The sequence below is a fragment of the Paraburkholderia podalyriae genome, assembly GCF_014397785.1.
Lineage (GTDB): Bacteria > Pseudomonadota > Gammaproteobacteria > Burkholderiales > Burkholderiaceae > Paraburkholderia > Paraburkholderia podalyriae.
Genome location: NZ_VZQQ01000011.1, coordinates 109,449 through 122,540, shown reverse-complemented (window position 1 = coordinate 122,540; position 13,092 = coordinate 109,449). Strand labels below are relative to the sequence as shown.

Below are 13,092 nucleotides of genomic sequence, written 5' to 3'. Positions count from 1 at the left end.
CGCGCGGCAAGGGGCCCGCATGTTAACATCGCGGTCTATCCAATCCCACCCTCATCCCGACTTTTATCTGGAGTTCCCATGCAGATCGGCCAACGGATCGGCACGCCCCTTTCTGAATCCGCGACGCGCGTGATGCTGCTGGGCGCCGGCGAGCTCGGCAAGGAAGTGATCATCGCGCTGCAACGGCTGGGCGTCGAAGTGATCGCCGTCGACCGTTACCCGAATGCGCCGGGCCATCAGGTCGCGCATCGCGCGCACGTGATCGACATGACCGACCGCGCCGCGCTGCGCGCGCTGGTCGAGCAGGAACGCCCGCATCTGATCGTCCCTGAAATCGAGGCGATCGCCACCGACGAGCTCGCCGCAATCGAAACCGAGGCGCTCGCCGAAGTGATCCCGACCGCGCGCGCCACCCAACTGACGATGAACCGCGAAGGCATCCGCCGCCTCGCTGCTGAAGAGCTTGGCCTCGCGACCTCGCCGTATGCGTTCGCCGATTCGCTCGACGAGCTGCGCGCGGGCATCGCGACGGTCGGCTATCCGTGCGTCGTGAAGCCGGTGATGTCGTCGTCGGGCAAGGGGCAGTCGGTGCTGCGCAGCGACGCCGATGTCGAACCCGCGTGGCAGTATGCGATGGCGGGCGGCCGCGTGAATTACGGGCGCGTGATCGTCGAGGGTTTCATCGACTTCGAATACGAAATCACGCTGCTGACCGTGCGCGCGATCGACCCCGCGAGCGGCGCGGTCAGCACATACTTCTGCGATCCGATCGGCCACGTGCAGGTGGCGGGAGACTATGTCGAATCGTGGCAACCGCAGCCGATGAGCCCGCTCGCGCTCGAGCGTTCGCGCGAGATCGCCCACAAGGTGACGGCGGCGCTCGGCGGCCGCGGTCTCTTTGGCGTGGAACTTTTCGTGCGCGGTGACGACGTATGGTTTTCGGAAGTCAGCCCGCGTCCGCACGACACTGGGCTCGTCACGCTGTGCTCGCAGCGCTTCTCGGAGTTCGAACTGCATGCGCGCGCGATCCTCGGCCTGCCGGTCGACACGTCGCCGCGTGCGCCGGGCGCGTCGGCGGTGATTTACGGCGGTCGCGACGAGGCCGGCATCGCGTTCGAAGGCGTCGCGGCGGCGCTCGCGGTACCCAATGCGGACCTGCGCCTGTTCGGCAAGCCGGAGAGCTTCGTCAAACGTCGCATGGGCGTCGCGCTCGCGACCGGCGAGAACATCGACGAGGCGCGCTCGCGCGCGAAGCAGGCCGCGGCCGCGGTGCGGCCGGTGTCGGCGAAGTAAGGGGAGGCGGCGACGCGTGGCGCAACAGTGTGCGGGACGCACGCGAACGAGCCCGCCGCATTCGTTTTTCGCTTATCGAAGCAAAGAGATTGGAGCAGAGGATCGTATGGCGCCTGAATCGCGTAGCAATCGATGGCGCGGCGCGTTTCGCCGTGTCGGCGCACTCGGCGTGGCGTTCGCGCTGTGTGCCGGCATCAGCGGCTGCGGCCTCGCGGCCGCACCTTGCCGGGTCGCTTCGGCGGGACTGAAGATCGTGCCGATCGTCGGGCACGTCGCCGCCGCGCCGACCGATGCGTGCGCCGATGTGATCGATCCTTGACCTATCGTTGAACTGCCTGTGACTCGTCTGTAAGCCGGCCTCGCGGCTGGTGTGCCTTCCCCGCCTGACCCCCGCAACAATCGAGGTGCTCGATGAAGACATGGCGTGTTGCACTCCTCACGGCGGCAGTATCGACGGTGGGCTGGGCGGCGGCATTTTCCGGCGGCGCGTCGGCCGCGCCGCTGCAGTTCCGGCACATCGAGGGCAAGAACCACCAGACGCGCAAATACACGTGCGCGACCGGCAAGATTCTGCAGGTCACCTATTGGAACGCGCAGAACGGACAAAGCTTCGCCGTGCTGCCGGTGAAAGGCACGTCGATGCTGTTCGTCAACACGATCTCGGCGTCCGGCGCGAAGTACCAGGCCGGCAGCTATACGTGGTGGACCAAGGGTCCGCGCGCCAACCTGTATGACCTGACGAGCGGCGAGAACGCGCCGCCGATCCTCTCCGACTGCGTGACCGTGATCCGTTGATTCGCCGATCGGCGACACATGGACCCGATGCGATGGTTCCTTCCTCTGCCGCCGCCTCCTTCCGCCGCTTCCTTCTTTGCGCGCACTTCTCGTGCTTGGCCTCCTGCCCCCCGCGCGGCCTCCCGCTTTCGCGCGCATCGTTTCCATTCGAGTAGTAAGCTGTCCGGCATGGCGCTCGCCATGCCGTTTGCCATGCCGCGCGCGGTGCCGTGTTTCGCGCGCTGCCGTCGTTATCGTCTTCGATTGTCCCCCGAGTCATCAAGCGAGACCCTCAATGAAAGCATCGGACCTGTTCGTCAAATCGCTGGAAGCCGAAGGTGTCGAGTACGTGTTTGGCATCCCCGGTGAAGAAAATCTCGATCTGCTCGAGTCGCTGCGCCGCTCGAAAATCCGTCTGATCCTCACGCGCCACGAGCAGGCGGCCGGCTTCATGGCCGCCACCTACGGGCGGCTCACGGGCCGCACCGGCGTGTGTCTCGCGACGCTCGGCCCCGGCGCGACCAACTTCGTGACCGCGGCCGCCTACGCGCAGCTGGGCGGCATGCCGATGCTGATGGTCACGGGCCAGAAGCCGATCAAGTCGAGCAAGCAGGGGCACTTCCAGATCGTCGACGTGGTGCGGATGATGGAGCCGCTCACGAAATACACACGGCAGATCGTGTCGATCGGCAATATTCCGGCGACGGTGCGCGAGGCGGTGCGCCGCGCCGAGGAAGAGCGTCCGGGCGCGACGCATCTGGAATTGCCCGAGGACGTCGCGCACGAGGAGGGCGACGGCAAGCCGATTCCGCAGAGCTACAGCCGCCGTCCGGTCGCCGAGGAGAAGGCGGTCGCGCGCGCGGTCGAGGCGATCACCGCCGCGAAGCATCCGCTGCTGATGATCGGCGCTGGCGGCAACCGCAAGACTACGACGAAGATGCTGCGCGAGTTCGTCGACCAGATCGGCATTCCGTTTTTCACGACGCAGATGGGCAAGGGCGTGATCGACGAATCGCATCCTATGTGGCTCGGCAACGCGACGCTCTCCGACGGCGACTTCGTGCACCGCGCGATCGAACTCGCGGACTGCATCATCAACGTCGGTCACGACGTGATCGAAAAGCCGCCGTTCTTCATGCGCAGCGGCGAGGCGGGCGAAAAGACCGTGATCCACGTGAACTTCCTGGGCGCCGAAGTCGATCCGGTGTATTTCCCGCAGATCGAAGTGGTCGGCGATATCGCCAACGCGGTGTGGCAGCTCAAGGAGAGCCTGAAGACGCGTCAGGAGCACTGGGACTTCACGCGCTTCAAGGAGATCAAGGAGCACTTCGAGGCGCATCTGGTGAAAGGCCAGCACGACGACCGTTTTCCGATGTACCCGGTGCGGATCGTCAACGACGTGTACGAGACCACGCCGGTCGACGGCATCGTGTGTCTGGATAACGGCATGTACAAGATCTGGTTCGCACGCTACTACCGCGCGCACGAGCCGAATTCGCTGCTGCTCGACAACGCGCTGGCGTCGATGGGTGCGGGGCTGCCGTCGGCGATCGCGAGCAAGATCGTGCATCCGGAGCGCAAGGTGATCGCCGTATGCGGCGACGGCGGCTTCATGATGAACTCGCAGGAGCTCGAAACGGCGGTGCGTCTGAAGCTCGATCTGGTGATCCTGATTCTGCGCGACGACGCTTTCGGCATGATCCGCTGGAAGCAGGAGAACATGAACTTCCCGGACTACGGCATGACGCTTGCGAACCCCGATTTCGTCGCCTATGCGCAGAGTTATGGCGCGCAGGGGCATCGGGTCGAGGCGGCAGGGCAGTTCGCGCCACTGTTGCGCGAGTGCTTCGCGACGCCCGGCGTGCACGTGATCGACGTGCCGATCGACTATTCGGACAACGAGCGCGTGCTCAATCGCGAGATCAAGCGGCTGTCCGCGCGGCTTTGAGCTTCCGTGCATCGAATCAAGGAGAGTGCGACATGTTGCAGACAACCTATCCTTACTACCTCGCCAACGAGCCGGTGGCCGCCAACACCGACCTCGAAGTCACCGACAAATTCAGCGGCGAAGTCGCCACGCGTGTCGCAATGGCCGACGCCGCCGCGATCGACAAGGCGATCGGCCTCGCGGTCGATGCGATGCCCGCCATGCGCGCCTACCCGCCGTTCAAGCGCCAGGCGGTGCTCGAACATTGCGTGAAGCGCTTTCGCGAGCGCTACGACGAACTCGCGCTCGCGCTGTGCATCGAGGCGGGCAAGCCGATCAACGATTCGAAGGGCGAAGTCACGCGCCTGATCGATACGTTCAAGGTTGCCGCGGAGGAAAGCGTGCGTATCGACGGCGAGATCGTCAATCTGCAGATTTCTCCGCGCGCGAACGGTTACCACGGCTACGTGAAGCGCGCGCCGATCGGGCCATGCTCGTTCATCTCGCCGTTCAATTTTCCGCTGAACCTGACCGCGCACAAGGTCGCGCCGGCGATCGCGGCGGGCGTGCCGTTCGTGCTGAAGCCGGCGAGCCGCACACCGGTCGGGGCGCTGATCATGGGCGAAATTCTCGCCGAAACCGATCTGCCGAAGGGCGCATTCTCGATTCTGCCCGCGCATCGCGACGGCGCCGACCTGTTCACGACCGACGAGCGCTTCAAGCTGCTGTCGTTCACGGGGTCGCCCGCGGTCGGCTGGGAGTTGAAGCGCAAAGCCGGCAAGAAGAAGGTGATTCTGGAGTTGGGCGGCAACGCGGCCGCGATCGTCGACGGCGACCAGGGCGGCAAGCTCGACTACGTGGTCGACCGGCTCGCGTTCGGCGCGTTCTATCAGTCGGGGCAGAGCTGCATCGGCGTGCAGCGGATTCTCGCCCATGCGAGCGTCTACGACGCGCTGCGCGAGAAGCTGATCGCGAAGACGAAGTCGCTCGTGATGGGCGATCCGAAGAATGAAAAGACCTTCGTCGGGCCGATGATCTCCGAATCCGAAGCGAAACGGCTCGCCGGCTGGATGGAAGGGGCGGTGCAGGCGGGCGCGCGGATCGTCGCGGGAGGCAAGGTCGACGGCGCGATGTTCGAGGCGACGCTGCTCGAAAGCGTGAAGCGCGACACCGACCTGTATCGCAAGGAGGCCTTCGGGCCGATCGCGATACTCGAGCGCTTCGACGATTTCGAGGCGGCGCTCGCGCAGGTCAACGACAGCGACTTCGGCCTGCAGGCCGGCGTGTTCACCGACTCGCTCGCGCATGCGCATCGCGCGTGGGATGCGCTCGAGGTGGGCGGTGTCCTCATCAACGACGTGCCGTCGTTCCGTGTCGACAACATGCCGTATGGCGGCGTCAAGGATTCGGGGCTCGGGCGCGAGGGCGTGCGCTACGCGATCGAGGATATGACCGAACTGCGGCTGATGGTGATGCGCGAGACGTGGTGAAGGGATCGATCTGACGTGAGCGGGGGCGGGGCGGCGGTTCGCAATGGGGCCCGTGCGGGGCGGGGCGGCTGGCTGATGCCGCCGGTCGCCCGCAGCCGGTCGCCCGCAGCCGGTCGCCCGCAGCCGGTCGCCCGCCAAAGCGCCCGACTGTCACGCCACTGTCGTTTGTGCGCACTACGCTTCGACCGAAGCGACGGCCGGGAGCCGCCAGTCGGCTGTCACGAGCGTTTTTGCTGAAGTGCTACAATGCTCGGCTTTCGGCGGGTGTTTCCGCCAGCCGGAGCCGGCCGCATTAACCGAACTCAGACGGGTCTCGCGCGGAACGACGTGGCTCCGCCTTCATCATGATGCCCTCCGCGGTCCCGACCGCTGCTGCGCGCATCGCGCCACGCGCATTTTTAGCGAAAGCCACCATGTCCGACACCGCCGTCACGCCCAGTACCGAGACTTTTGATCAATTCGGCCTCGCGCCCGACATCCTGAAAGCCGTCAAGGAATCGGGCTATACGTCGCCCACGCCGATCCAGGCTCAGGCGATCCCGGTCGTGCTGGCGGGCCGTGACGTGATGGGCGCCGCGCAGACCGGCACCGGCAAGACCGCGAGCTTCTCGCTGCCGATCATCCAGCGTCTGCTGCCGCAGGCCAGTACGAGCGCGTCGCCGGCGCGCCATCCGGTCCGCGCGCTGATCCTCACGCCGACCCGCGAACTCGCCGACCAGGTCGCCGCGAACGTGCAGGCCTACGCGAAGCACACGGCGCTGCGCAGCGCGGTCGTGTTCGGTGGCGTCGATATGAATCCGCAGTCCGACCAGTTGCGCCGCGGCGTCGAAATCCTGATCGCGACGCCGGGCCGTCTGCTCGATCACGTGCAGCAGAAAACCGCGAATCTGGGTCAGGTGCAGATGCTCGTGCTCGACGAAGCCGACCGCATGCTCGACATGGGCTTTCTGCCCGACCTGCAGCGCATCCTGAACCTGCTGCCGAAAGAGCGCCAGACGCTGCTCTTCTCCGCGACGTTCTCGGGCGAAATCAAGAAGCTCGCCGCGACGTATCTGCGCAACCCGCAGACCATCGAAGTCGCGCGCAGCAACTCGACCGCGACCAATGTCACGCAGGTCGTCTACGAAGTCGCCGAGGGCGACAAGACCGGCGCGGTCGTGCAACTGATCCGCGAGCGCGGCCTGAAGCAGGTGCTCGTGTTCTGCAACAGCAAGATCGGCGCGAGCCGGCTCGCGCGCAGCCTCGAGCGCGACGGCGTAGTCGCGACCGCGATTCACGGCGACCGCACGCAGAGCGAGCGCATGCAGGCGCTCGACGCGTTCAAGCGCGGCGAAGTCGAGGCGCTCGTCGCGACGGATGTCGCCGCGCGCGGTCTCGACATCGTCGAACTGCCGACCGTGATCAACTTCGACCTGCCGTTCAACGCCGAAGACTACGTGCACCGGATCGGCCGGACGGGCCGCGCGGGCGCATCGGGCGACGCGCTGTCGCTGTGCAGCCCGAACGAGCGCAAGCAGCTGGCCGACATCGAGAAGCTGATCAAGCGTCCGCTCGACTTGCAGCGCCTGACCGTCGAGGCGCCAGTGCGCCATCATCACGAGGATCGTCCGCCGCGCCGCGATCGTAGCGAACCGCGCGACGAGCGCAGCCGCCGTCGCACGGGCGGAGCGTCGGGTTCGTATGACCGTCCGCATCATCATCGCGCGCAGCCGGTCGACGATTTCTTCCTGAAGCCGTACGAGCCGTCGCCGGCGTCGGTGCGCCAGATCGAGGACACGGCCACGTCGAACGCGCAGCAGAAGTCGGTGCCGAAGCGGCAGCTGGCCGCGTTGCTCGGTGGCTTCGGGATGCCGAGGAAGACGCCTTCGTCGTCGTAACGAAGGCTGCAGCTTGACGCGCTGGTGCAACGCCGCGCGTGCGCATCATGCCGATGTGCGAATGTTCATCCGTTGCGCCCACGCCGCGGTCGCGGCGCTGTAGAACTGTTCCAGCGTCGCAGGCGGCTCGCTCCCCAGCTCCAGTCCCAGATGCCGTGCCGCCGCGCCTAGCGCGTCCAGCGGTTTGTCGGTATCGAGCGCCGACGCGCCGTTCTGCTTGCTCAGTTTCTCGCCGTGCTCGTTCGTGACGACCGGCACATGCAGATACGCGGGCGTCGCCACGCCGAGACAACGCTGCAGGTAGATCTGCCGCGCCGTCGAATCCATCAGATCCGCGCCTCGCACGATGTGCGTGATGCCCGCGTCCGCATCGTCCACCACCACCGCCAGCTGATATGCCCACTGATGGTCCGCGCGGCGCAGCACGAAATCGCCGACCTCGGTCGCGAGGTTTTGCGTCTGCGGGCCCTGCCAGCGGTCGTCGAACGTGATCACGGCGCGCTCGCCGTCGGGCACGCGCAGCCGCCACGCGCGCGCCGGCTTGCCATGCAGACCCGTGCGGCACGTACCGGGGTAGGCGAGCGTGGTGTTGCGCGCGTGCGCGAGCACCAGCGAATCGGCGATTTCCTTGCGCGTGCAGCCGCACGGATAGACGAGACCGGTCGATTTCAACTGCTCCAGCGCCCGCTGATAGCGCGCCACGCGCTGGCTTTGCCAGACCGGCGTTTCGTCGGCGTGCATGCCGAAGCGTTCGAGGGTCGCGAGGATGTCCTCGGCGGCACCGGGCACCGTGCGCGGTCCGTCGACATCTTCGATGCGCACGAGCCACACGCCACGATGCGCGCGCGCGTCGAGCCAGCTCGCGAGCGCGCTGACCAGCGAGCCGACATGCAGCGGGCCGGTCGGCGACGGCGCGAAGCGTCCGCGATAGGTCATGGTTTGGGGACGACAGGCGACGCGCACGCGCCGCTTGCCGCCCGGGCTGTGATTACGCGGCGCACGCGGCCTTGCGGTCCGGATGGCACACCGGACAGGTCTTGCCCGCGACGTACATCGGCGATTGCTGTTGCTCGGGCGTGACCACCGCGCGGCAGCCGAAACATTGAACGGTCGCGGTCGGTTCGAGTTGCGGATTCAGCGCGGTGCGATAGTCGAACACGAAGCAGTCGCCGTGATAATGCGCGCCGCCCACTTCCTCGAAGTATTTGAGGATGCCGCCTTCGAGCTGGTACACGTTGTCGATGCCGACGTCCTTCATATGGATCGCGGCCTTCTCGCAGCGGATGCCGCCCGTGCAGAACGACACGACCGTCTTGCCTTCGAGGTCGGCGCGATTGTTCTCGATCACCTCGGGAAATTCGCTGAACTTCGTGATGCGATAGTCGAGCGCGTTGTCGAACGTGCCGACGTCGACTTCGAACGCGTTGCGCGTGTCGAGCATCACGACCGGACGGCCTTCGTCGTCGTGACCGCGGTCGAGCCAGGTCTTCAGCGTGGGTGCGTCGACGAACGGTGCGCGGCCGAGTTCCGGGCGAATCGCCGGCTTTTTCATCGTGATGATTTCGCGCTTGAGCTTGACCAGCATGCGCGTGAACGGCTGCTGGTCCGACAGGCTTTCCTTGAACCGCAGATTCGCGAACTTGCCTTCGAACAGCGGATCGTGGCGGAGGTAGTCGATGAACGCGTCGGTGTTCGCGCGCGCGCCGGCGATGAACAGATTGATGCCTTCCGGCGCCAGCAGGATGGTGCCGCGCAGGCCGAGCGCATTGCAGCGCTCGGTGACGAGCGGGCGCCAGGCGGCGGTGTCTTCGATGGTCGCGAATTGATACGCGGCGAGATTGACGATACTCATGTGTGTTCTGCGGTAAAGATGGCCTGCGTGGCGACGTGCGGCGGGCTGTGCCGCCGCTGTTGTGCCCGCGCTGTCGTGCCCCCGTATAAGCGCCGCGGTTTGGCGCGCGGTTGGGGCGGCCAGATGGCCATGTCGAAAGAGGCGAAACCGCTATTATCCCCCAACCCGGCATTTTCCCCGACCTGGCCGAACGGCCAAGGGGTTGCGCCAGCTCAAACAGCATTCGCGCCGCCCCCGTCCTGGCCGCTTGGCCAACGCCGTTTCGACCTGAAATCTGCGGAAGGGTGGGGTTACAATGTCGCCCATGTCAGATCCCCGCTTCGTTCATCTCCACGTTCACTCCGAATTCTCGATTGCCGACGGCATCGTGCGTCTCGACGACATCGTCGAGGCGGCGACCAAAGACGGTCAGGGCGCGCTCGCGCTCACCGACCTCGGCAACGCGTTCGGCCTCGTCCGTTTCTACCAGGAAGCGCGTGGCAAAGGTATCAAACCCATTGCCGGCTGCGACGTCTGGATCACCAATCCTGACGACCGCGACAAGCCTTCCCGCCTGCTGCTGCTGGTCAAGGACCACCGCGGTTACCTGAACCTCTGCGAATTGCTCAGCAAGGCCTCGCTGACGAACCAGTATCGCGGCCGCGCGGAAATCGAAGCCGGCTGGCTCGAATCCGGTCTGGGCGAAGGGCTGCTCGCGCTGTCGGGCGCGCAGCAGGGCGACATCGGTCTCGCGCTGGCGGCCGGCAACGAAGAGGCGGCGAAGCGCAACGCGCAGCATTGGGCGAAGGTGTTCCCGGGCGGCTTCTATATCGAGCTGCAGCGCTATGGCCAGCCTGGCGGCGAGCAGTACGTGCAGCAGGCGGTTGCGCTCGCGGCATCGCTGAAACTGCCGGTCGTCGCGACGCACCCGATGCAGTTCATGACGCCGGACGACTTCACCGCGCACGAAGCGCGCGTGTGCATTTCCGAAGGCGACATTCTCGCGAATCCGCGTCGCCAGAAGCGCTTTACGGCCGAGCAGTATTTCCGCTCGCAACAGCAGATGGCCGCGCTGTTCGCGGACATTCCTTCGGCGCTCGCGAACACCGTGCAGATCGCGAAGCGCTGCAATCTGACGCTCGAACTGGGCAAGCCGAAGCTGCCGCTGTTTCCGACGCCCGACGGCATGTCGCTCGACGACTACCTCGTGCAGCTGTCGAAAGAAGGCCTCGAAAAGCGGCTCGAACAGCTGTATCCGGACGCGGCCGAGCGCGACGCGCAGCGCGCGACGTATTATCAGCGCCTCGAATTCGAGTGCGGCACGATCATCAAGATGGGCTTTCCGGGCTACTTCCTGATCGTCGCGGACTTCATCAACTGGGCCAAGAACAACGGCGTGCCGGTCGGTCCCGGCCGGGGTTCGGGCGCGGGTTCGCTGGTCGCGTATGCGCTCGGCGTGACCGATCTCGATCCGCTGCGCTACAACCTGCTGTTCGAGCGTTTCCTGAATCCGGAGCGGGTGTCGATGCCCGACTTCGATATCGACTTCTGCCAGCACGGCCGCGATCGCGTGATCCAGTACGTGAAGGAGAAATACGGTGCGAACGCGGTGTCGCAGATCGCGACGTTCGGCACGATGGCAGCGAAGGCGGCGGTGCGCGACATCGGCCGCGTGCTCGATCTCGGCTACATGTTCACGGACGGCATCGCGAAGCTGATCCCGTTCAAGCCGGGCAAGCACGTGACGATCGCCGACGCGATGAAGGAAGAGCCGCTGTTGCAGGAGCGCTTCGACAACGAAGACGAAGTGCATCAGCTGCTCGAACTCGCGCAGCGCGTGGAAGGCTTGACGCGCAACGTCGGAATGCACGCGGGCGGCGTGCTGATCGCGCCCGGCAAGCTGACCGATTTCTGCCCGTTGTACACGCAGGGCGACGAAAGCGGCGTCGTCAGCCAGTACGACAAGGACGACGTCGAAGCGGTCGGCCTCGTGAAGTTCGACTTTCTGGGCCTGACCACGCTGACCATTCTGGATTGGGCCGAACGCTACATCCGCCGCCTCGATCCGTCGAAGCAGGACTGGTCGCTCGCCCAGGTGCCGCTCGACGACCCGGCGTCGTTCTCGATCCTGAAGAAAGCGAACACGGTCGCCGTGTTCCAGCTGGAAAGCCGCGGCATGCAGGGCATGCTGAAGGACGCGCAGCCCGACCGCTTCGAAGACATCATCGCGCTCGTCGCTTTGTACCGTCCGGGTCCGATGGATCTGATCCCGAGCTTCTGCGCGCGTAAGCACGGCCGCGAGGTGGTGGAATATCCGGACCCGCGTGTCGAACCTGTTCTGAAAGAGACCTATGGCATCATGGTCTACCAGGAGCAGGTGATGCAGATGGCGCAGATCATCGGCGGCTACTCGCTTGGCGGCGCCGACTTGCTGCGTCGCGCGATGGGTAAGAAAAAACCCGAGGAAATGGCGAAGCACCGCGAAATTTTCGCGGAAGGCGCGGCCACCAACGGACTCACGCGCGAGAAATCCGACGAAATCTTCGACCTGATGGAGAAGTTCGCGGGCTACGGCTTCAACAAGTCGCACGCGGCCGCCTACGCGCTGCTCGCGTACTACACCGCGTGGCTGAAGGCGCACCATCCGGCCGAATTCATGGCGGCCAACATGTCGCTCGCGATGGACGACACGGACAAGGTCAAGATCCTGTTCGAAGACTGCTTCGCGAACCGGATGGCCGTGCTGCCGCCAGATGTGAACCTGTCCGCGTACCGTTTCGAGCCGGTCGCCGAAGCCGACGGCAAGCGCTCGCGCACGATCCGCTATGGCCTCGGCGCGATCAAGGGCAGCGGCCAGAACGCGATCGAAGAAATCCTGCGCGCGCGCGAGGAAGGCCGCTTCATCGACATCTTCGATTTCTGCAACCGCGTCGATCGGCGCATCGTCAATCGCCGCACCGTCGAGGCACTGATTCGCGCCGGCGCGTTCGACACGCTGCATCCGAACCGCGCGCAGCTGATCGCGTCGGTGTCGCTCGCGATGGAAGCGGCTGAGCAGGCGGCGGCCAATGCGCTGCAAGCGGGGCTGTTCGACATGGGCGATGCGCCGTCGCAAGGCCACGAACTCGTCGACGAACCGGAATGGCCGGAAAAGCGCAAGCTGCAGGAAGAGAAGGCCGCGCTCGGTTTCTACCTGTCGGGCCATCTGTTCGATGCCTACAAGGACGAAGTGCGTCGCTTCGTGCGCCAGAAGATCGGCGAGTTGAAGGAAGGGCGAGACAAGCTGGTCGCGGGCGTGATCGTGTCGCTGCGCACGCAGATGACCCAGCGCGGCAAGATGCTGATCGCGCTGCTCGACGACGGCACCGGCCAGTGCGAAGTGACCGTCTTCAACGAGGTCTTCGAAGAGCACAAGCAGTTGTTCAAGGAAGACGAACTGCTGGTCGTGCAGGGCCAGGCGCGTAACGACGCGTTCACGGGCGGCATCCGCTTCACGGTCGAAACGGTGATGGATCTCGGCCGCGCGCGCTGCCGTTACGCTGACTCCCTCAAGGTGCAGATGAACGGCAACGCGGACGCGCAAGCATTGCGCCGGGTGCTCGAAGCGCACACCGCGGGCAAGGACGAGCCGTCCGTCACAGCCGCGCCGGCGGCCGCGTCACGCGGCAATGGCGGCGGGCGGGGCGGCTTCGGCGGCGATGGCGGCCGTCAGCGTCAGGCGGTGCAGATTCCGAACGGGCTCGCGGTGCAGGTCGTTTATCGCAGCGAGCATGCGCAAGGCGAAATGCGTCTGGGCGACGCATGGCGCGTGAAGCCGACCGATGAACTGCTCGCCGCGCTGCGCGGCGAGTTTGCGGGAAGCTCGATCGAGATCGTGTATTGAGCGGGGCCGGTGGCGTG

At 65.6% G+C, this 13,092-nt stretch carries 9 protein-coding genes; 7 read left to right on the top strand and 2 right to left on the bottom strand.

The features are described from left to right. The first annotated feature begins 78 nt into the window (after nucleotides 1-78). The 6 genes from purT to F6X42_RS15510 all read left to right on the top strand — a co-directional run bounded on the left by purT (nucleotide 79) and on the right by F6X42_RS15510 (nucleotide 7,361). Nucleotides 79-1,293, top strand: coding sequence for a formate-dependent phosphoribosylglycinamide formyltransferase (gene purT, locus F6X42_RS15535; protein WP_187635064.1), 1,215 nt, complete (start codon nucleotides 79-81; stop codon nucleotides 1,291-1,293). Between the two features lie 106 nt (nucleotides 1,294-1,399). Then, a complete protein-coding gene (locus F6X42_RS15530) occupies nucleotides 1,400-1,612 on the top strand; it encodes a DUF6726 family protein (protein WP_187635063.1) in 213 nt (70 codons plus the stop codon). Between the two features lie 92 nt (nucleotides 1,613-1,704). Further along, nucleotides 1,705-2,088, top strand: coding sequence for an MliC family protein (locus F6X42_RS15525; RefSeq protein WP_187635062.1), 384 nt, complete (start codon nucleotides 1,705-1,707; stop codon nucleotides 2,086-2,088). 274 nt (nucleotides 2,089-2,362) lie between these two features. Then, nucleotides 2,363-4,015, top strand: coding sequence for an acetolactate synthase large subunit (locus F6X42_RS15520; protein ID WP_187635061.1), 1,653 nt, complete (start codon nucleotides 2,363-2,365; stop codon nucleotides 4,013-4,015). Between the two features lie 32 nt (nucleotides 4,016-4,047). After that, nucleotides 4,048-5,484 carry an aldehyde dehydrogenase family protein gene (locus F6X42_RS15515; protein WP_187635060.1) on the top strand — a complete coding sequence of 479 codons (1,437 nt, stop codon included), beginning with the start codon at nucleotides 4,048-4,050 and terminating at the stop codon, nucleotides 5,482-5,484. A 413-nt stretch (nucleotides 5,485-5,897) separates the two neighbouring features. Beyond that, a complete protein-coding gene (locus F6X42_RS15510; RefSeq protein ID WP_187635059.1) occupies nucleotides 5,898-7,361 on the top strand; it encodes a DEAD/DEAH box helicase in 1,464 nt (487 codons plus the stop codon). Between the two features lie 45 nt (nucleotides 7,362-7,406). Here F6X42_RS15510 and gluQRS read toward each other — a convergent pair whose 3' ends face one another. Next, nucleotides 7,407-8,297 carry a tRNA glutamyl-Q(34) synthetase GluQRS gene (gene gluQRS, locus F6X42_RS15505; RefSeq protein WP_187635058.1) on the bottom strand — a complete coding sequence of 297 codons (891 nt, stop codon included), beginning with the start codon at nucleotides 8,295-8,297 and terminating at the stop codon, nucleotides 7,407-7,409. A gap of 52 nt (nucleotides 8,298-8,349) precedes the next feature. Next, nucleotides 8,350-9,213: a sulfurtransferase gene (locus F6X42_RS15500; RefSeq protein WP_187635057.1), complete on the bottom strand. Its 864-nt coding sequence runs from the start codon at nucleotides 9,211-9,213 to the stop codon at nucleotides 8,350-8,352. A 295-nt stretch (nucleotides 9,214-9,508) separates the two neighbouring features. Between F6X42_RS15500 and dnaE the strand changes: the two genes are divergently transcribed. Continuing rightward, entirely contained in the window at nucleotides 9,509-13,075 is a 3,567-nt protein-coding gene (dnaE, locus tag F6X42_RS15495; protein ID WP_187635056.1) for a DNA polymerase III subunit alpha, read from the top strand. Nucleotides 13,076-13,092: the final 17 nt, after the last annotated feature.